This is a genomic window from Microlunatus elymi (assembly GCF_007362775.1).
GTDB classification, from domain to species: Bacteria; Actinomycetota; Actinomycetes; order Propionibacteriales; family Propionibacteriaceae; genus Microlunatus; species Microlunatus elymi.
Genome location: NZ_CP041692.1, coordinates 4929017 through 4948102 on the forward strand (window position 1 = coordinate 4929017; position 19086 = coordinate 4948102).

Annotated in this window: 19 protein-coding genes; 7 read left to right on the forward strand and 12 right to left on the reverse strand. The window is 64.6% G+C overall.

All coding sequences use genetic code 11. From position 1 onward, the window contains the following. Nucleotides 1–84 precede the first annotated feature (84 nt). Nucleotides 85–363 carry a type II toxin-antitoxin system Phd/YefM family antitoxin gene (locus FOE78_RS22570; protein WP_143988260.1) on the forward strand — a complete coding sequence of 93 codons (279 nt, stop codon included), beginning with the start codon at nt 85–87 and terminating at the stop codon, nt 361–363. Then, entirely contained in the window at nt 360–761 is a 402-nt protein-coding gene (locus FOE78_RS22575) for a type II toxin-antitoxin system VapC family toxin (RefSeq protein ID WP_143988261.1), read from the forward strand. The genes FOE78_RS22570 and FOE78_RS22575 overlap by 4 nt, the downstream gene beginning before the upstream one ends. 14 nt (nt 762–775) lie before the next feature. Here the strand turns inward: FOE78_RS22575 and FOE78_RS22580 are convergent, their stop codons facing one another. From FOE78_RS22580 to FOE78_RS22615, 8 genes are all read right to left on the reverse strand, one after another. Continuing rightward, nucleotides 776–2299 carry an MFS transporter gene (locus FOE78_RS22580; RefSeq protein WP_143988262.1) on the reverse strand — a complete coding sequence of 508 codons (1524 nt, stop codon included), beginning with the start codon at nt 2297–2299 and terminating at the stop codon, nt 776–778. Beyond that, entirely contained in the window at nt 2296–2853 is a 558-nt protein-coding gene (locus tag FOE78_RS22585; RefSeq protein WP_210414721.1) for a TetR/AcrR family transcriptional regulator, read from the reverse strand. Before FOE78_RS22585 ends, FOE78_RS22580 begins: the two co-directional genes overlap by 4 nt. 110 nt (nt 2854–2963) lie before the next feature. Beyond that, nucleotides 2964–3971: a glycine betaine ABC transporter substrate-binding protein gene (locus FOE78_RS22590; protein WP_143988263.1), complete on the reverse strand. Its 1008-nt coding sequence runs from the start codon at nt 3969–3971 to the stop codon at nt 2964–2966. A 178-nt stretch (nt 3972–4149) separates the two neighbouring features. Next, nucleotides 4150–5157, reverse strand: coding sequence for a glycine betaine ABC transporter substrate-binding protein (locus FOE78_RS22595; RefSeq protein ID WP_143988264.1), 1008 nt, complete (start codon nt 5155–5157; stop codon nt 4150–4152). Between the two features lie 81 nt (nt 5158–5238). Then, the gene (locus tag FOE78_RS22600) at nt 5239–6099 is read right to left on the reverse strand and encodes an ABC transporter permease (RefSeq protein WP_210415067.1); all 861 of its coding nucleotides are present in this window, start codon (nt 6097–6099) and stop codon (nt 5239–5241) included. Nucleotides 6100–6101: 2 nt separating this feature from the next. Beyond that, nucleotides 6102–7358: a quaternary amine ABC transporter ATP-binding protein gene (locus FOE78_RS22605; RefSeq protein ID WP_143989025.1), complete on the reverse strand. Its 1257-nt coding sequence runs from the start codon at nt 7356–7358 to the stop codon at nt 6102–6104. Nucleotides 7359–7792: 434 nt separating this feature from the next. Beyond that, a complete protein-coding gene (locus FOE78_RS22610) occupies nt 7793–8809 on the reverse strand; it encodes a Gfo/Idh/MocA family protein (protein WP_143988265.1) in 1017 nt (338 codons plus the stop codon). Beyond that, on the reverse strand, nt 8806–9792 hold the full coding sequence (locus FOE78_RS22615) for a Gfo/Idh/MocA family protein (protein WP_143988266.1): 987 nt from the start codon (nt 9790–9792) through the stop codon (nt 8806–8808). Before FOE78_RS22615 ends, FOE78_RS22610 begins: the two co-directional genes overlap by 4 nt. A gap of 239 nt (nt 9793–10031) precedes the next feature. Between FOE78_RS22615 and FOE78_RS22620 the strand changes: the two genes are divergently transcribed. The 4 genes from FOE78_RS22620 (at nt 10032) to FOE78_RS22635 (ending at nt 14403) form a co-directional block, all read left to right on the forward strand. Continuing rightward, nucleotides 10032–10925 (forward strand): carbohydrate ABC transporter permease, encoded by an 894-nt coding sequence (locus FOE78_RS22620; RefSeq protein ID WP_210414722.1) that lies wholly within the window; start codon nt 10032–10034, stop codon nt 10923–10925. A 10-nt stretch (nt 10926–10935) separates the two neighbouring features. Further along, on the forward strand, nt 10936–11847 hold the full coding sequence (locus tag FOE78_RS22625; protein ID WP_228265955.1) for a carbohydrate ABC transporter permease: 912 nt from the start codon (nt 10936–10938) through the stop codon (nt 11845–11847). After that, the gene (locus FOE78_RS22630; RefSeq protein WP_143989027.1) at nt 11844–13199 is read left to right on the forward strand and encodes an ABC transporter substrate-binding protein; all 1356 of its coding nucleotides are present in this window, start codon (nt 11844–11846) and stop codon (nt 13197–13199) included. Before FOE78_RS22625 ends, FOE78_RS22630 begins: the two co-directional genes overlap by 4 nt. 91 nt (nt 13200–13290) lie before the next feature. Further along, a complete protein-coding gene (locus FOE78_RS22635; RefSeq protein WP_143988268.1) occupies nt 13291–14403 on the forward strand; it encodes an esterase-like activity of phytase family protein in 1113 nt (370 codons plus the stop codon). Here FOE78_RS22635 and FOE78_RS22640 read toward each other — a convergent pair. The 3 genes from FOE78_RS22640 to sigJ form a co-directional block, all read right to left on the reverse strand. Next, entirely contained in the window at nt 14391–14822 is a 432-nt protein-coding gene (locus tag FOE78_RS22640) for a PIN domain-containing protein (protein WP_143988269.1), read from the reverse strand. The two genes, FOE78_RS22635 and FOE78_RS22640, sit on opposite strands and share 13 nt — an antisense overlap. Beyond that, nucleotides 14819–15088, reverse strand: coding sequence for a type II toxin-antitoxin system Phd/YefM family antitoxin (locus FOE78_RS22645; RefSeq protein ID WP_143988270.1), 270 nt, complete (start codon nt 15086–15088; stop codon nt 14819–14821). Before FOE78_RS22645 ends, FOE78_RS22640 begins: the two co-directional genes overlap by 4 nt. A 63-nt stretch (nt 15089–15151) precedes the next feature. Beyond that, nucleotides 15152–16099: an RNA polymerase sigma factor SigJ gene (sigJ, locus tag FOE78_RS22650; RefSeq protein ID WP_143988271.1), complete on the reverse strand. Its 948-nt coding sequence runs from the start codon at nt 16097–16099 to the stop codon at nt 15152–15154. 156 nt (nt 16100–16255) lie between these two features. Between sigJ and FOE78_RS22655 the strand changes: the two genes are divergently transcribed. Next, a complete protein-coding gene (locus tag FOE78_RS22655; protein ID WP_143988272.1) occupies nt 16256–16888 on the forward strand; it encodes an LUD domain-containing protein in 633 nt (210 codons plus the stop codon). Nucleotides 16889–16949: 61 nt separating this feature from the next. On the opposite strand, the gene FOE78_RS22660 is transcribed toward FOE78_RS22655, so the two are convergent. Then, on the reverse strand, nt 16950–18941 hold the full coding sequence (locus FOE78_RS22660) for an ABC1 kinase family protein (RefSeq protein ID WP_143988273.1): 1992 nt from the start codon (nt 18939–18941) through the stop codon (nt 16950–16952). Between the last annotated feature and the right edge of the window lie 145 nt (nt 18942–19086).

Below are 19086 nucleotides of genomic sequence, written 5' to 3' on the forward strand. Positions count from 1 at the left end.
CGACGACGGGTCGGGTTCTGCCGAGAGCAAGCGGCAGGACCCGACTCGGTTTCCACGCCGCGGATCGATCCGTACCTACAGTTCATGCATGACGTACGTGCGTACGCTGTCGGCAGGACCACGGTTACGGCGTCCGAGCTACGGCAGAACATCTATCGCCTGCTCGATCAGGTGCTTGACAGCGGCGAGCCCCTGGAGATCAGCCGCAAGGGACGGCTGCTGCGGCTCGTGGCTGACGAGCCGCGCGGTGATCGACTGGCCGGCATTCACACCAATCCGAATGTGATCGTCGGCGATCCGGACGATCTGGTCTCCATTGATTGGTCCGGCGAGTGGGATGCCGATCGTCAGGTCCGCCCGTGAAGCGGACCCTCCAGCTCGACACCCATGTGGTGGTGTGGCTGTACGCCGGAGAACATGACCGATTCCCGGACGCCTTACGCGCTCGGCTGAACGCCGACGACCTGCGCATCTCCCCAATGGTTCGCATAGAGCTGACGTACCTCCACGAGATCGGCAGAATCAACGACACTCCGGACAGGATCGTCGGTGAGTTGGCGACGGCGGTCGGGCTGGCCGAGGACGCGCAGTCGTTCTCCAGGGTGATCGAGGTGGCCCAGCGGGAGAGTTTCACCCGTGACCCGTTCGATCGAATCATCGTCGCGCAAGCACTTGCTGCTCATGATCAACTCGCGACAAAGGACGAACGCATACTCGCGGCCTATCCGGACAACGCGCTTTGGGATAAGGACCGGTCCTGATCCGTCCGCACGGATCAGGAACGAACGACGCCACGGTCGCGCATTGCGCGGTTGATCACGAAGGTCGCGGCCAGCAGCACCAGTCCGGCGATCAGGCCGGCCAGCCGCAGGCCGTCGGTGAACGCGACCTGAGCCGCCTGCAGCAGCGCCTGGCCGGTGTCGCCAGGCAGAGCTTCCGCCGCGTGTACGGCGCCGCCGAGCGACTCCCTAGCCGCAGCGACCACGTCGGCCGGAATCCCTGCCGGAGCAGCGAATCCGCGGAACACCGCCGTCACCACCGAACCGATCACCGCGATCCCCAGGGCCCCGCCCAGCTCGTACGCGGTCTCGGACACACCACTGGCCGCGCCGGCCTGCTCGGCCGGTGCGCTGCTCAAGATCAAATCGGCGGTCAGGGTGAAGGTCAACCCGGCTCCCGATCCGACCACCAACAAGATCACCGCCAACACCGGGTACGGCGTGGACGCGTGGATGAACACCAACGCGATCAACGGCAGGCTGAGGGCGAGCATGCCGATCAGGATCGCCGTTCGGGCACCGATCCGCTGCCCGATCCGGCCGGCCAGCAGCCCGAAGACGACCGACCCGACCACTGCCGGCAGCTCGGCCAGGCCGGCCATCAGCGGCCGATATCCCTGCACCAGTTGGAAATACTGGGACAGGAAGAAGACCAGACCGGACATCGCGAAGATCGCCAGCAGGTCGGCCAGCACCGATGACCCGAAACGACGGTTCTTGAACAGGGACAGATCCAACAAGGGCGTGGTCAACCGCTGCTGCCTGCGGACGTAGACGACGATTGCCGGGATGCCGATCAGGGTGGCGATCACCACGTCGATCCGCAGACCGACCGCGAACACCTCCTTGATCGCGTACACGATGCCGAACATGCCCGCCAGTGAGAGCCCGACGCTGGGCAGATCCCAGGCGCCGGCGTGACTGCTCTTCGACTCCGGCAGCAGCTTCGCTCCGACCACGACCAAGATCACCATCACCGGCACGTTGATCAAGAACACCGAACCCCACCAGAAGTGCTCCAGCAGGAAGCCGCCGAGGATCGGCCCGATCGCCATCCCGGCCGAGGACATCGCGCCCCAGACGCCGATCGCCAGCGTGCGCTCCCGGTCGTCGACGAAGATGTTCCTGATCAGAGCCAGGGTGGACGGCATCAGGGTCGCGCCGGCGACGCCGAGCAACGCCCGGGCCGCGATCATCACCTCGGCGTTCGGTGCGTAGGCGTTCAGGATCGAGATCAGGCCGAACGCGGTCGCGCCGGCCAGCAACAGCCGCTTGCGGCCGATCCGGTCCCCCAGGCTGCCCATCGAGACCAGCAGGCCGGCGATCACGAACCCGTACGCGTCGCCGATCCACAGCAGTTGCACGCCGGTCGGTTGCAGATCCTCGCTGAGGAAGGGCGTTGCCACCGCGAGCACGGTCGCGTCGACGGCGATCAACAGCACCGCGAGACTGAGCACGCCGAGCGCGAGCCAGCGCTGGGTCCGGCTCAGGCCGGCCGGTGCGAGCTGTTTGGTGCTCACGCCGGCCTCCGTACGCCGTCGAGCAGCAGGTCGACGATCATGGTCTGGAACTGCGCCTGGCCGGCCAGCCCGGCCTGGATCGACCAGACTGCGGCACTGACCAGCCCGTAGATCGCCTCGGCCAACCAGGCCGGCTGCTGATCGATGCGGAATTCGCCGTCTTCCTGGCCGCGGCGAAAGAGTGCGGTGATCCGCTGATCGATCCGATCCCAACCAGGGTTGGTGTTTCCACCCTCGAAGAGCTGCGCCTGCGACATCAGGAAGGCGAGCAGACCGGCGGACGGCTGGATCCGATCCGCCAGTCGGCGCAGTGCCTCCGACGCCTTGCCGTCCTCCAGCTCGGCCGCGTCCAGCGCCGCCTCGACCTCGCGGATGCCGAGTTCCTCCAGCTCGACCACCAGCCCGTCCCGGCCGGCGAACTGCCGATGCAAGGTTGCCCGGCTGATCCCGGCGGACTTCGCCATTTCGTCCATGGTCGCACTGGCTCGGCGCGACAACAGGTCCGCGGCGGCGCGCAGGCTCGCCTCACGCTTCAGGTCTTGCAGCTCACTCACGAAACGTGAGCGTAGCAATTGCGCCACTTATGTCGCAACCTCGGCTGGATCCTGAGCCCGTCGAAGGACCCCAAGTAGACACCCTTCGACAAGCTCAGGGCCCGGTTCGGTCAGCCGCCGAGCTGGCCGGAAACGACCTTCTGCTCGTAGTCGGGGTGCTTGGTCAGCCACTCTTGAACCGCTTTGTCCGGGTTCTTGTCGTCGTACTTGACGACCATCAGGCTCTCCAGCTCGACCATCTCGTCCTCGTTCAAGATCATGTTCTGCATCAGCTGCGCGGCCAGCGGATGATCATCACCGAAGCCCTCGCGGGTGAAGTCCCACAAGCCCTCCTTGGCGCTCATCGCCTTCTTCGGGTCGGAGAGCTTGCGCAGGTCGTACTTCTCGTAGGCCCAGTGCGGCGTCCACAGCGTGACGGCAATGTTCTTGTGCTGCTTGTAGGCCGTGTCCAGCGCCCGCAGCATCGCCGCGCTCGACGAGGTCTTGAACTGCAGATCCTGCAACCCGTAGGTCGGAATCGTGCTGTTCTGCATCGTCTGCGTCTCGCCGGCGCCGTCCTCGATGCCGATGATCTCGTCGTTGTACTTGTCGGCCATCGTCTTCAGATCGCCGATCGACTTCGCCGGAGAGTAGGCCGGGACAGCGATCTCGATCGTCGGGTTGTCGTACCAGCAGCCGTGCGGCTCCATCTTGTCGCCGTACTTGTTGATGTAGGCCTTGTGTGTGCTCGGCAGCTCGGAGTCGGTGAGGACGTCGTAATCGCCTTGCGCCACAGCGGTGTAGCCGGGCGCAGCGTCGATCACCTTGATCTCGGTCTGGTAGCCGGCCTTGTCCAGAAGGTATTTCATCAGGTGGGCGTTGGCCGCGCCGTCCGCCCAGCCGGCGAACTCGGTGATGGTGATCTTCTTGTCCTCGTCCGCGCCGATCTTCATCGACGACGCGTCCTTGACCCCATCGGTCACCTGACAGTCGGCGTACTTGCTGGCGATGTCGGCCTTGCTGCCGCTGTCGCCACCGCCGTCATCCGAGGCGCTGCCCGTGTTCGATGCGCCGCAGGCTGCCAGCGCCAACATGGCAACCGAGGCCGCCGCGACGATTCCCAACTTCGACTTCTTCATCTGATCCTCATCCATCGTTGATTGATCACGTAGCTCTGTCGTTGTCTCAGCGTTGGGTTCGAACCACTCCCTTCGACCGCGGAGTGCGATCTCGCGCTTTCGCTTGTGCACAAAGCAAGAACCGCACCGGTTGTCGCCGATGCGGTTCTTCGCTGCTTCTAGTACGGCAGTGGCCGGCCTACTTCTTCAGCTGCCCGGAGATGAGCTGCTGCTCGAAGTCCGGGTTGTCCTTCAGCCACTCCTGAACCGCCTTGTCGGGGTTCTTGTTGTCGTACTTGCCGACCATCAGATTCTCCAGCGAGTTGAGCTTGTCCTCCGGCCAGGTCAGGTTCTTGAACAACTGCGATGCCAGCGGATGATCATCGCCGAAGCCCTTGCGGGAGAAGTTCCAGATGCCCTCGGAGCCGCTCATCGACTTCTTCGGGTCCTCCAGCTTGCGCAGGTCGTACTTGGAGTAGGCCCAATGCGGCGACCAGAGCGTAACCGCGATGTTCTTCTTGGACTTGTACGCGGTGTCCAGGGCCTGCAACATCGCCGAGGTCGAGGACGTCTTGAACTGCAGGCCGTCCAGGCCGTAGTCCGGGATGGTCTTGTCCTGCATGGTCTTGGTCTCGCCGGCGCCGGGCTCGATGCCGATGATCTCGTTGTTGTAGTCCTTGGCCATCGTCTTCAGGTCGCCGATCGACTTGGCCGGCGAGTAGCTCGGCACCGCGATCTCGATCGTGGCCGCGTCGAACCAGCAGCCCTGCGGCTCCATCTTGTCGCCGTACTTGTCGATGTAACTCTTGTGCGTGCTGGGCAGCCAGACGTCGCTGAGCACGTCGTAGTCGCCCTGGGCCACTGCAGTGAAGGCGGGCGCGGCGTCGAGGGTCTTCACCTCGACCTGGTAGCCCTTCTCGGTCAGCACGTCCTTCATCACGTACGCGGTGGCGGCCGACTCGGCCCAGCCGCTGAACGCGGTCAGGGTGATCTTCTTGTCCTCGTCCGAACCGATTTTGTCCGAGGACGCGTCCTTCACGCCGGCGTTGACGTCGCAATTGGCGTACTTGCTGGCGATGTCCTGCTTGTCGCCGCCCTTGTCGTCACCACCCCCGGATGCGCTACCGGTGTTCGAGGCACCACAGGCGGCGAGCGCCAGGGCACCGATCGCCGCCACTGCGGCTACTCCGAGCTTCGTCTTCTTCATCTGGTATCGACCCTCTCTTCTGTATCTACCCGACGTAGCTACTCGTTGCCGAGCCGAGCTCGGCGTGTTTGCCCGACACAATCAGGCCTTGTCTGCACCTCGGCGTCGTCCTTGACCAGCGGCCGAGGTGACCCGGTCCAGGAAGACCGCGATGATCACAACACTCAAACCGGCCTCGACACCCAGCGGAGTGTCCAACTGCTGCAGGGATTCGTTGACGTCCTTGCCCAGTCCCTCGGCGCCCGCCATGCCGGCGATGACGACCATCGACAGGGCCAGCATGATCACCTGGTTGACGCCGGCCATGATCGTCGGCATCGCCAGCGGGATCTGGATCTGCCGCAGGATCCGGCCCGAGCTGGAGCCGAATGCCTGGCCCGCCTCGACGACCTCCTGATCGACCTGACGGATCGCCAGTTCGGTCAGCCGAACGCCCGGCGGCAAGGAGAACACCACGGTCGCCACCGCACCGGGAACCGAACCGATGCCGAAGAAGATGATCGCCGGAATCAGGTAGACCATGGTCGGCGTGGTCTGCATCAGGTCCATGATCGGCCGGACCACCGACGAGACACACTTACTCTTCGCCGACAGGATTCCCAACGGTATGGAGATGATCAGCGCGATCACCACCGCGACGATCACCAGGGCCAGCGTGTCCATTGCGTGCGGCCAGAGATCGAACGACCTGATCAACCAAAAGCCGATCACGGTGAAGACCGACAGCTTCCAGCCACTGGCGAAGAACGCGATCGCGGCGAAGATCAAGATCATGATCCAGTACGGCGGCGACGACAGCACCAGGTCGAGGCCGGAGTAGAGCCCGCCGATGACCGCCTTGATCACGTCGAACAGGCCGGAGACGTTGGCCAGCAGCCAGTCGAACAGGCTCTCGGCCCAATCGCCGAGCGGCACCGACGGATTCAGGATCCACTGGAAGATGTTCACTGCACACCACCTTCGACTGCCGTTCCATGATCAACAAAGGCACCGCCTCCGAGTTCGACGGACTGAACACCGTCGCTCGGCTCGGCAGAGGTGTCGACCATCGAGGCCAGCAACGCGACTCGCGGCACCACCCCTCGCAATCGATCGTGATCATCGACAACGGCCAACGGGATCGGCGAATCCGTCGCCGGGGCAAAGAGTTCGGAGATCGGCGTGTCCTGCTTCACCTTGATCAACTGCTCGGTCCGCAACAACGGCCGAAGATCGGACTTGTTCGCCTTGGCAGCGCCGATCGCATCATGATCAGTGACATAGCCTAGCAGGTGACGATTGCGATCGATCACCAGCACACCGGCGGACTGACGCTCACGCATCTCGTGCACCGCAGCCCGCGGGCCGGCGGTGACACTGACCACAGCAGAGGCCGGCTCCATCACCGAAGATGCCGTGAGCACCCGGGAACGGTCGACGTCGGCGATGAACTTGGCCACGTAGTCGTTGGCCGGATCGGTCAGGATCTGTTCGGCGCTGCCGATCTGAACGATCTTGCCCGAACGCATCACCGCGATCCGATCGCCGACGTACATCGCCTCGTTCAGATCGTGGGTGATGAAGACGATTGTCTTGCCCAGTGAGGATTGCAGCTCGATCAGTTGATCTTGCATCTCCCGACGAATCAGTGGATCCAAGGCGGAGAAGGCCTCGTCCATCAGCAGGATGTCGGTCTCCGCCGCGAGTGCACGCGCGAGACCGACGCGCTGCTGCATGCCGCCGGACAGCTGACTGGGCAGGCGATCGCCCCAACCCTTCAGGCCCACCACGTCGAGCCAGTGATCGGCTTGTTCCAGTCGCTTGGTCTTGATCACGCCTTGCTGTTCCAACCCGTACGCGGCGTTCTCCCGGACGGTGCGGTGCGGCAGTAGCGCGAAATGCTGGAAGACCATCGAGATCTCGCTGCGACGAACCGAGCGCAAGGTGGTGTCATTGACCGACGTGATGTCGGTGTCACCGACGTACACCTTGCCCGCCGACGGCTTCCAGAGTCCGTTCAACGTACGGATCAGGGTGGACTTCCCGGAGCCGGACAGGCCCATCACGACGAAGATCTCGCCCGATGCGACCTCGAAGCTGGCGTCGATGACGGCTGCGGTCCCCAGCTGTTTCACCTGCTCCGCGTCGGCACCCTCGCGCAGTCGCCGAACGGCCTCCGCCTCGCGCCGGCCGAACACCTTGAAAACGTGTTCGGCACGCAGCCGCGGCGCCGATCCTTCGGCAGTCGAATCACTCGTTCCAGTTTCAGCTGGAGAAGCCACACAAACCTTTCCCGGACTCGGGGCACGCCGAATATCGCCCGCTGCGGCTGCAGCGGGCGTCGACGAACTCGATCCCCCGCCCACGCGTCACCTGACGCACGCGACCCCACACCCGGCGCGACCTGTCGGCGCTGCACCCGGGGGAATCAAAGGCGGGCGGACACTCCGTGTCCCAATCGTCTTACGCTCTCGTATGCGCAAGCCACCTTAAACAATCGGAGCGCCGCGAATGGCTCCCGGCACCCCAAACAGTGCCGGGTCTGACCCTTGTGAGTGGGCCAGACCCGGCGCTGACTAGGCAAAACGCGGAGCCGACGATCGTTACTTCTTCGTGATCAAACGAGCCGTTTCGACTCAGATCCGTGAGTCGGTGATCAGTCGAGCACGTTGAGTACGGGAGCGATGGTCTTGTCCCGGGCGCTCTGGTAGGCGGCCAAGATCATTCCGAGCACCTGGATGCCCTCGTCCTCGGTGTGCGGGGGGCGTTCGCCGGTGGCCAGGCAGTGGGCGAAGTGGCCGATCTCGGCGGCGATGTTGTTCACCGGCTCGAAGCTGAAGGTCTCCTCACCGCCGTCGCGGAGCCGATAGCTCAGCGTGTTGCCGTCGCTGTGCAGGGAGCCGAGTTCACCGACCACCGAGAAGCGTTCGGTGCACTCGGCGGGCTGGTAGGCCCAGCTGGTCACCAACTGACCGACCACACCGTTGTCGAACCGGATCAGCACCTGAGCGCTGTCCTCACCCTCCATGAACTTCAACCGGTGCGTCGACAGCATCGCCGTCGCCTCCACCGGCACGCCACCGGCCAACTGCAACATCAGATAGCTCGGGTGATAGCCGGTGTCGATCAACTCACCGCCGCCGGAGGTCTCGGTGTGAGCACGCCAGCCCATGTTGGCCGGATCGAAGTTGTTGTAGAAGCTGTCCGTGGTGCGGACCTCGTACACGGTGCCGAGCAGGCCCGAGTCGAGCAGCTCCTTGGCCTTGGCCACGGCCGGCATGAACAGCTGATTGTGCGCACACATCAGCGTGATCTTGTTGTCCTTCACCGCTGCATTGACCCGGCGGGCCTCCTCCGGCGTCAGGCACAACGGCTTCTCACACAGCACGTCGAGTCCGGCCTCGGCAGCGGCGACGATCGCGTCGGCGTGCAGATGATGCGGCAGGCAGATGTCGACCGCATCAAGATCAGCTTCCTTGATCATCTCCCGGTAGTCGGTGTACGCGGTCGCGCCCAGTTCCTCGGCGCGGCTGTTCGCGGTCTCGGCGACCGCGTCCGCGACCGCGGTGACACCGATCTTGTCGGCGTGGGCCTGATAGCCACGGATGTGGGCGCCGGCGATGCCGCCGCCGCCGATGAGTCCGACCTTGATCATTTGGCTGTCCTTGATCATTTGTATGGGACCGTCCTTCCGGATGCTGCGGCTTCGTTGGCAGCCACCACCAGCCGAGTGAGCTCGACCGCGGCAGCGAGATTGACGTCGGCACGGGTGTCATCGGCAATGTGCTGCACCCACTGCTCGTAGGCACTGGGCCCCCGCGCCGGCACCGGCACCTCCTGCACCCCGTCGCCGTACGCGGCGCCGGAGACCTTGATCACATCGTCGCGGTCGCAGTAGCTGAGCCAGCCCTGGGTGCCGCCGATCTCGATCAAGAACGGATCCGGCGAGACAAATCCCGCCTCGATCACACCGATCGCACCCGACGGGTAGCCGACGGTGACCACCGCGTTGTCCTCGACCTTACGGTCGGTGACCTTGCCGTAGATCGCGTTCACCGTCGACGGTGACGGGCCCAGGAACAGCTGAGTCAGATAGACCGGATGACAACCGAGATCGGTGAGCGCACCACCGATCGCCGGCTCCGGTTCGTAGAACCGCTCGGGCAGCCAATTGGCCACCGATCCGTTGTGACACAGGCGAACCCGGGCGTAGGTGAGCTCACCGAGATTGCCGGAGGCGAGCTCGTCGTTGATCACCGTGGTGTAGCCGTCGTACAGCCGGGGCAGCGACACGATCAGCTTCACCCCATGATCATCGCAAGCCTTGATGATCTCCTCTGCCTCGGCGACCGTCGGCGCCAGCAACTTCTCGGTGAAGATGTGCTTACCGGCCCGGGCCGCCGCGACCATCACGTCACGATGGCGGCTGGTCTCGGTGGTCACCGTCACGGCGTCAAGATCATCTCGGGCCAGCAACTGGTCCAGATCGGCGACGTACTCGGTGTTGTACTGGGCTGCGGCCTCGCGACCGCGTTCGGCATCGTCGTCCCAGATCGCGACGAGCTCGGTGTTCGGATTCTGGACAGTTGACCTGGTGTAGTCGCCGGCATGAACATGCCAGAAACTCAGGGTTGCCACTCGGAGGGGCGCGGACACGGGCAATTGCTCCTTTGCCTTTGCAGGTAGAGATTCGTGGGCCGTACGCAGTGTGCAACTGCCATCCGATCACACCCTGGATACTTTCTCAAGCCCCTTTACTAATTCGCTTCGATTAGTCATGATCGGTGCCGGAGACCCATCGGGTCGACGGAAGGAGATCAATGTCGAGTTCAGTCCGGGTCGCCGCGCCACCGCGTACGACCGAGCAACCAGCGCCCAGTCGACGGCAGCACAGGATGAGCACTGCCGAGAAGCGGCGGCTGCGCACGGGGCTGCTGTTCATCTCGCCATGGATCGTGGGTGTGCTGGCCTTCGTGTTCTACCCGGTCATCTACTCCTTCATCATCAGCCTGACCCGCTACTCCGGCATGCAGAAGCCGAAGTTCGTCGGGCTGACCAACTACGTGACCGCCTTCACCGATCCGCTGGTTCGGCAGTCGACCGGCAACACGATCTTCTATGCTGCCCTGGCGGTGCCGATCGGCTTGGTGGTCGCGATCGTCTTGGCGCTGGCGATGAACCGGAACGTCCGCGAGGTCGGCGTCTACCGCGCTGCGCTTTACATCCCTTCCCTGGTGCCGATCTTCGCGCTGGCCTTCATCTTCGCGGTGTTCGTCAATCCGACCTACGGCGTGATCAACCGTTTCATCGCGCTCTTCGGCGGTCAGAACGTCGACCTGCTGGCAGAGCCGACCAGCGCCAAGCTGGTGATCGTGGCAATGGCCCAGATGAGTGCGGGGAATGCCGCGTTGATCTTCCTGGCGGGCCTGCGCAACGTGCCCAACACGCTGTACGAGGCCGCACGAGTCGACGGCGCGTCGCGGTTGCGCCAGTTCACCTCGATCACGCTTCCGCTGCTCAGTCCTGCGATCCTGTTCAACCTGATCACCGGAGTGTCCACCGGCATCCAGGTGTTCACCGAGGGCTTCGTGCTGACCAACGGCAAGGGCGATCCCGACAACGGAACGCTTTTCTACATGATGTATCTGTACAAGAATGCCTTCTCCTACGCCAATCTCGGCTTTGCCTCCGCAATGGCGGTGCTGCTGTTCCTGGTCGGAATGATCTTGGCGGTGCTGATCTATTGGCTGTCTCGCCGATTCGTCAACTACGACGTCTCCGCGGGCTGAGAGGACGACTGTGGCTATCTCCGATCTCGCCGCTCCCGGCGACAACCTCGCCGACAAGCCGACCCGCGACTACAACCGGGCACCCGACGGCAGCCGGCAGAAGTGGTACAGCTCAACCATCGCCCGGCTCGTGATGATCGCGCTCTGTCTGTTGTTCCTGATGCCGTTGTACTGGATGGTCAACTCGTCCCTGAAGAGCGACGAGGAGCTGAACTCCTACCCACCCACCTGGTGGCCGCACTCGATGCAGTTCAGCAACTACGTCGACGCGTTGACAGCGATGCCGTTCCTGCGGCTGTTCGCCAATACGGCGATCATCACGCTCGCGTCGGTGGGCCTGTCGGTCGTCTCCAGCTTCCTGGTCGCGTACGGCTTTGCCTGCATCGAGTGGCCGGGCCGCAACAAACTCTTCTACATCGTGCTGGCGACCCTGTTCCTGCCGTTCCCGGTGACGCTGATCCCGATGTTCGACCTGTACGCCAATCTCGGGTGGGTCGACACCTGGCTACCGCTGATCGTGCCGCACATGTTCGGGTCGGCGTTCTACATCTTCCTGTTACGACAGTTCCTGTTGCAGGTGCCGAAGGACATGCTGGACGCGGCCCGGATGGACGGTGCGAACGATTGGCAGATCGCCTGGCGACTGGTCTTCCCGTCGGCTCTTTCGGCGATCACCGCGGTCGCGATCTTCACCGCCGTCGCCACCTGGAACGACTTCATGGGCCCGCTGATCTACCTGCAGGACACCAACAAGCAGACCTTGTCCATCGGCCTGCAGACCTTCAAGCAGGTCGAGTCCCAGACGGTGCAGTACAACCAGATGATGGCGGCCTCGTTCATGGTCGTGCTGCCGTTGATCATCTTGTTCATCGTCTTCCAGCGCTACTTCCTCAAGGGCATCACCATCGGAGGTTTCAAGTGATCAGCAGACGGACCTTTCTCGGCGGCGCCGCAGCAGCCGGGATCGCCGCTGGTGCAGGGATCCTGAGCGGCTGCGGCAGCCAGCAACGCGGCGGCGACTACGTCTCGCTGTGGGGCGTCGGGGGCGACTCGCGGCCGGCGCAGCAGAAGGTGATCGACGGCTTCCGCAAGGATCATCCCGAGGTCACGATCGACGCCAAGAACGTTCCGAGCAACGGGAACGACGGTGATGCGACCAACGTGATCACCGCAGTCCGTGGCGGCACCGCCCCGGACCTGTGGTGGATGGACCGGTTCGCGGCCGCACAGTATGCCTCCCTCGGGCTGCTGGAACCGATCGATTCCTTGATCAAGAAGTACGAGGACGAGAACTTCCTCGACAGCTGGTTGACCTTCGCGGTGAACGAACTGAGCTACAACGGTCAGACCTTCGGGCTGCCGACCAGCACCGACACCCGCGGCCTGTACTACAACAAGAAGATGCTCCGCGACGCCGGCATCGACCCGGACGAACTGGCGATGAGCAACGGCCCGATCGCCCTGGACCGGTTGTTCGAGATCTGCGACAAGATCACCACCAAGGACAAACGCGGGAACTACACCAAGATGGGCTTCATTCCCTGGCACGGCCAGGGCTGGGGCTACACCTGGGGTGTCGGCCTCGGCGCGTCGTACTTCGACAACGAGTCGTGTGAGATGACCATGCTCACCGACGAGTCGCTGCGCGCGCACCAGATGATCTACGACTTCGCGCGCGAGTTCGACTACTCACGGATCAGCGCCTTCGTCTCCTCCTACGAGCCGAGCAACGCGCCGCCGGGCCAGACCGCCTTCTACACCGACCGACTCGCCTTCGACATCGGCACCAGCGGGACCATGAACGGCATCCGCCAGTACGCACCGAAGCTCGACTGGGGTTACACCCACCTGCCGATCTTCGACAAGGGCATGCGGCCGTACACCTGGTCCGGCGGATTCGGCCTGGTAATGCCCAAGGGATCGTCGATGACGAAGAACGTCTGGGACTTCATGAAGTACTACGCCGGGGTTCCCGGGCTGTCCATCTACTCGCCGGCCACGTTGGCGCTGCCGACCCGCCCGGAGGTGTTCAGCAACCCCGGTCTGAAGGAACTGCAGCCCGCCATCGCGCAGTTGAAGTTCTCCACCTCACGGCCTCCGGTGCCGGTCGGGCAACTGTGGTGGGATTCGCTCGTGCAGGCCCAGGAGAGCGTGACCATCGGATCGAAGACGGCCAAGGAAGCGTTGCAGACGGCACAAGCACGCGTCGGCGGTCAGATGCAGGCAAACTGCCCGTTCAAGCTGCCGCCCGACTACGGCCAACCGGGAACTTGATCTTCACCTCGGCACCCTTGACCGACTTGTCAGAAGCTAGTTGGGTTGTAGCACCACTACCTTCTGACAACTCGGGGATGAGGAGTTGATCATGATCGGAGATCGGGTTCGTGCGGCGGCGACGGTTGTTGCGGCCGGTGTGCTGTTGGCGTCGGCGGCGGTCGCGCCGGCAAGTGCGCACGGCCAGCATCACCATCCGAGTCGCGCGACCTGCCCGCCCGCAGCGTCCGCCGTCGGTTACAGTGACGCGCTGGACAAGCTGGTCGTCGACGGTCAGGAGATCGGCGGTTTGTCCAACCTGGCTTGGGATTCGCGGCGCGGCAGCTATGCGGCCAGCGTGGACAACCACGGCAGCGATCCGTCCCGGGTCTGGTTCATCCGTGATCTTTCTCATCCACGCCCGGTCGGGGATCCGCTGATCCTGCGGAAACTGGACGGCACCCCGTACACGGGCGAGACGGCGGACAACGAGGGCATGGCCGTGCTGCCGGACGGCCGGTTCGTGGTCAGCTCGGAGGTGGAGCCGTCGATCCGGATCTTCTCGCGTTCGGGGCTGCAGCAGCAGGAGCTGCCGGTGCCGGCCCGGTTCGCCGTGGCGCCGAAGGGTGAGGCGACCGAGAACGCGACGCTGGAGGGATTGACCATCAGCCGCTCCGGGCGGATCCTGATCGCCTCCATGGAGGGCACCCTGTCCGGGGACACCGGTGACGGCAGCTTCCGGCGGCTGCTCGTCTACGCCAAGTCCCGGCACGGCTTCCGGCTGACCAAGCAGATCGGCTACCGCGTGGACGACGGGATGCGGATCCCGGAGATCGCCGAGTACGCCCCCGGCAAGTTGTTGATCATGGAGGCGGCCTGGAGCGCCGACGTCGGCAACACGATCACCTTGTACGCCTCCGACATCTCTCACGCCCGTGACGTGAGCCGGGTGCAGGATCTGGCCACCACCCGGAATCTCGTTGTGCACAAGCGATTGATCGACGACGTGACCAAGTGTCCTGATCTTGGTGCGACCGCCAAGGAGACGCAGCTCAATCCGCTGATGGACAACTTCGAGGCAATGGCGGTCAAGCCTGCTATCAACGATCGCAGCTTCGGCGCGAGCGGGCATCGGGGCGCGTACGACGTGACCCTGCTCAGCGACGACAACTTCAACGAATCCCAGACCACGAGGGTGCTCGACCTGGTCGCTCAGCTCCCTTGATCTTCGTCCGCGCCCCCGACGTCGGCGTCCGGGACGCGACGAATCGGAGCCGACACCTCGATCAGGTGATCAAACGGCGAGAAGTCGTCGGTGTTCGCGGTCATCACCGTCGCACCGTGCCGATGGGCCTGCGCGGCGATCAGCGCGTCCTTGCTCCTGATCCTGGCTCCGGTGGCCCGTGCACCAGCGGCGACGATTCCGTACGAGCGCGTGGACTCGATGTCCACGGGGATCCAGTCGAATCGCTGATCGAGATCGTTCAGCCGCCGGGTGCGTTCGGCGATGTCGCCCGGGTTCGTCGCTGCGCGGACACCGAACTCCAGTTCAGCGCGCGACAGGATGCTTGCGCCGTAAACCTCCTGGGGGTCGAACTGATACTGGTCCAAGTCGATGAGGACGTTCGTGTCAAGCAGGATCACGCCTGCTCCCACGGATCCAGCACCTCGCCGGACGGCGACCGCTCGATATCTTCACGCCAACTTGCAACCCGTCCAGGTGCCATCGGCTGCACATCAGCGAGACTCGCACCGGTGACCCAACGGCGAGGCCCCGGTCGGACGGGGACGATGCGCACGCCGGTCGGCCGCCCATAGCTGGTGATCTCGAATTCCTCACCGCTCTCCCGCACCAGCTCAATCACGGTGTTTGGATTCTGCTTGAGTTCACGGGTTCCGATCGTCTTCATGGCGCCGAGTCTAGGCGCGCTGTAGACCTACGTCTACAGTCCGGAGATTTGGCTGAACCCTCCTCACTGCCACGGCCGCAGTTTCGCGGGGTTGGCCACCACCCAGATGTGCTGGATCCGGTCGCCGACGACGTCGAAGGCGAAGACCGTCCGCACCGTTCCGGCCCGAACGGCCACCAGGCCGGGCCGTCCGTTGACGGTGCGTTCCAGGAGGGCCTGGTCCGGGGTGGCTCGATCGGCGAGTGCCGCCCAGGCTGCGGCGACCTGGTCACCGCCGATGATCGGCTCGGTAAAGGTGGTCACTCGGCCGCCACCGTCGGCCGTCGCGACGGCGTCGGGAGCGAGCAAACCGATCAGCCGCTCGACATCCTTTGCCTGCCAGGCCTGTTTGAACTCCCGGACGATCTCGGCCTCGTCCCGCGACGGCGAGGTCGGCGCACGGGTCGACGCCTTGACCCGCCGGCGGGCCGAGGTGGCAAGTTGTCGGCAGGCGCCCGGCGTGCGACCGACGATCTGTGCGATCTCGGCGAACGGATAGCCGAAGACGTCGTGCAGGATGAACGCGACCCGCTCGGCCGGAGTCATCGATTCCAGGACGACGAGCAGGGGCATGTTGACCGACTCGTCGAGCGTGATCTGATCAGCGGGATCCGTCGTCGGCGGGACGAGGCGTCGATCCGCCGGTGCTGTGTCGGGCAACGGCTCGGGGATCCACTCTCCGACGTAGCTCTCGCGACGAGCACGCGCAGACCTCAGCACGTTGAGGCAGATGCGGCTGGTGACGGTGCTCAACCAGGCGCCGGGTGACACAACTCCGATTTGTTGCTCTGCCGACAAGGAATACCAACGGGTGTACGCCTCCTGGACCGCGTCCTCGGCTTCGGCCAGCGAGCCGAGCAGCCGATAGGCGACATTGAGCAGCCGTCGTCGCTCACCCATGATCACCGCGTCGAGCTCACCGCTACCGGGCAGCGGCTCCCGTACGGTCGGAGAGTCGGATGGGTCTGTCATCCGGTCACCTCCTTCGGTCGAATCTCCTCTGGTAATCGACAATCCGGCGCAGCGAAGTGTTTGGTCGTACGTGATCACCTCACACCTCGGGCCCAGCCGGTGACGAACTGGATGGGCGTGCAACCTGTACGCCCATCGCTCACTCCGGAGGCCAGAATGTCCGTCATACCGACCACACAGACCGTATTCGCCGAGCCGGCTTCGGAGGAACGCCTGCACCGGGTGATCGCGGCACTGCAAACCAACGGCTTCGGCGCCGAGTTGCTGGACGACGCCGCCGCCGCTCGGCGACGCGTGGCCGAGCTGATCCCGGCCGACGCAAGCGTCTACACCGGCACCAGCGAGACACTGCGGCTGTCTGGTATCGACGGCGACATCAACGGCACCGAACGCTACGACGCCGTGAAGGCCCGCTCCCGGACGATGGATCGCACGCTGGCGCTCGATGAGGTCTGGCGGATGATCTCCACGCCGCAGTTCATCGTCGGCAGCGCCCAGGCCGTCACCGAGACCGGTGCTCTGGTGCTGGCCTCGGCCAGCGGCGGCCAGTTGCCCGCGTACGCCGGCGGGGCGCCACACGCGATCTGGATCGTCGGCGCACAGAAGGTGGTGCCCGACCTGACCACCGCGCTCGTACGGGTGCAGGAGCACTGCCTGCCGCTGGAGAACGAACGTGCGATGACCGCGTACGGGAAACCCAGCGCCGTCAATCGCCTGCTGGTGCTCAACGCCGAGCCGGCTCCCAGGCGCGGCACCGTGCTGCTGCTGCGCGAAGCGATCGGCTTCTGATCCCGAGTTGTCAGCATCAGGAAGCGTCATAGCGCCCTCTCACGCTGACAACTCGGAAAGGTCAGGGGGTGCGGAGGGCGGTGATCATGGCGCGGAGACCGAGCACGATGCCGAAGAAGAACAGCAGCGTCCCGAGCACCGGATACAGCCGCAACGAGCCGGCGACCACCGGGCCGGCTTCGGCGGTGATCAACAGGATCGCGCCGAGCACGGCGGCGGCGGCGACCAGCGTGATGCTGAGCTGGCCGACCAGGCGGGAGACGAAGTTGCGATCATCGGGATCGGCGAACACCCGGACCCGGGCGGTGAATCGGCCGTTCTCCAGGTCGTCGGTGATCCGGTTCATCCGTTGCGGAAGTCGTTGCAGGGTTGGCAACAGTCGGAAGAGTTCGCGCTCCATCGTGCTGCGTACGGTGGCCGGGTCGGTCAGTTCTCCGACCAGGGCGACGCTTTCACCACGGGCCGTGGTGATCAGGTCGATCCGGGAGCTGATCATGGTGACGCTCGACTCCAGACCGGCCAGCGCGCGCATCGCGGCGGCCACCTGCGGCGGCACCGAGAACCTATGATTGGTGATCAACTTCCACAGCGCCGCGAACACGCCCGCGCCACCGACGGCTCCGAGACCGTTGCGATAGCGGACGATCAGTTGACCGACATCGCGTTCCAGGTCGCGCCGATCCAGTTGTTCGCCGCGGTCGAGCAGGTCGACCAGGGCGTCTGCGGCCCCGATCGGGTCGTCGCGTTCGACCGCGAGCAGCAGCAGACCGAGCGCCGTACGGGATGGTTGGTCGAGACGGCCGACCGAGCCGAAATCCAACAGGGTCAGCGATCCGTCGTCGCCGACGATGATGTTGCCGGGATGCAGGTCGGCGTGGAAGGTGCCGGTGAAGAGGATCTCTCGGAGCACTTCGGTCAACAGCCGTTCGGCCATCGCGGCGCGTTGTTGTTGATCAAGCTCGGCAAGCGCCTCTTCGGCTTGACCAAGCGGGGTCCCCGCAACGCGTTCCATGATCAACACCGCCGGTCCGGACAGGGCCCGATCGACGACCGGCACCTTGATCAACTCCGAGTCCGCCAGCGAGGCGGCGACCGCGGCCGCGTTCTCGGCCTCGATCCGATAGTCGAGCTCCTCGATCAGCGAGTCGGCAAAACCGCGCGCGAGTCGTACGGCGCCCAGAGTCCGGGCCCAGTCCGTGGTGCGTTCCAGCCGGACCGCCAACCTGATCATGATGTCCAGATCGACCTCCACCTGCTGTTCGGCTCCGGGGCGGCGGATCTTGATCACCACCTCGCGGCCGTCGATCAACCGGCCGGCATGGACCTGTCCGATCGAGGCGGTGGCCAGCGGCTGCGGGTCGATGGAGGCGAAGATTTCCTCGACAGGCTTGGGAAGTTCGCCCTCCAGCACCGGCCGGAGGGTGTCCCAGGGCAGCGGATCGACGTTGTCCTGGAGTCGGGCGAGTTCGCGCACGTAGGGTTCCGGGATCAGGTCCGGCCGACTGGACAAGGTCTGTCCCAGTTTGATGAAGGTCACCCCGGCGTCGTTCAACGCCGCCGCCAGCGAACGTGCGGTGGATCGCTGACGCCGTACCTCCGGACGGCGGGCGGCGACCCGCAGCGAGGACGACAGGCCGTGTTTCGCGATGATCGCCAGCACCTGGCCGTACCTTCGACCGCGGCGCATCCGGGCGCCCGCGTCGGTGATCACTCGGCACGGGTTGCCGACGGTTCCGGTCGGTACGATCACCTCGACGATCACCAGCGCGATCAGTGCGAACACGAACACCACGATCAGGCCGAGCAGGGTGACCACCACGGCCTCGGCCGGGGTGCCGACGAACTGCTGGTTCTTGATCAGGCCCAGCCGGCGGTAGACGCTCAGCTGCACCGGCACCGCGACCACGTACATCCCGCCGCCGATGATGATCGACCGTGGCCAGCCGACCGGCACCCCGAGCACACGCCGGCACAGCAGCGCCAGGAACACCGAGACGACGACGAAGCCGCCGGCGGCGAAGAGGAACTGGGCGATCCCGTTGACCACGGTCATGCCCCCATCTCAACAGATCGGCGACGTGCTTCCCCGGAATTTCGACGGCCCGCCCTGTCACACGATCCCCGGGAGATCGACGCCGACGTGACGAAATTTGTATACGCGTCCGGCAGAATCCGCGGAAACCGGCTCGAACGGGAGA

Coding starts and splice junctions, on each gene's coding strand:
- FOE78_RS22570 (WP_143988260.1), top strand. CDS start 85: ATGCATGACGTACGTGCGTACGCTGTCGGCAGGACCACGGTTACGGCG.
- FOE78_RS22590 (WP_143988263.1), bottom strand. CDS start 3,971: ATGAAGAAGTCGAAGTTGGGAATCGTCGCGGCGGCCTCGGTTGCCATG.
- FOE78_RS22595 (WP_143988264.1), bottom strand. CDS start 5,157: ATGAAGAAGACGAAGCTCGGAGTAGCCGCAGTGGCGGCGATCGGTGCC.
- FOE78_RS22610 (WP_143988265.1), bottom strand. CDS start 8,809: ATGATCAAGGACAGCCAAATGATCAAGGTCGGACTCATCGGCGGCGGC.
- FOE78_RS22620 (WP_210414722.1), top strand. CDS start 10,032: ATGAGCACTGCCGAGAAGCGGCGGCTGCGCACGGGGCTGCTGTTCATC.
- FOE78_RS22635 (WP_143988268.1), top strand. CDS start 13,291: ATGATCGGAGATCGGGTTCGTGCGGCGGCGACGGTTGTTGCGGCCGGT.
- FOE78_RS22645 (WP_143988270.1), bottom strand. CDS start 15,088: ATGAAGACGATCGGAACCCGTGAACTCAAGCAGAATCCAAACACCGTG.
- sigJ (WP_143988271.1), bottom strand. CDS start 16,099: ATGACAGACCCATCCGACTCTCCGACCGTACGGGAGCCGCTGCCCGGT.
- FOE78_RS22655 (WP_143988272.1), top strand. CDS start 16,256: ATGTCCGTCATACCGACCACACAGACCGTATTCGCCGAGCCGGCTTCG.
- FOE78_RS22660 (WP_143988273.1), bottom strand. CDS start 18,941: ATGACCGTGGTCAACGGGATCGCCCAGTTCCTCTTCGCCGCCGGCGGC.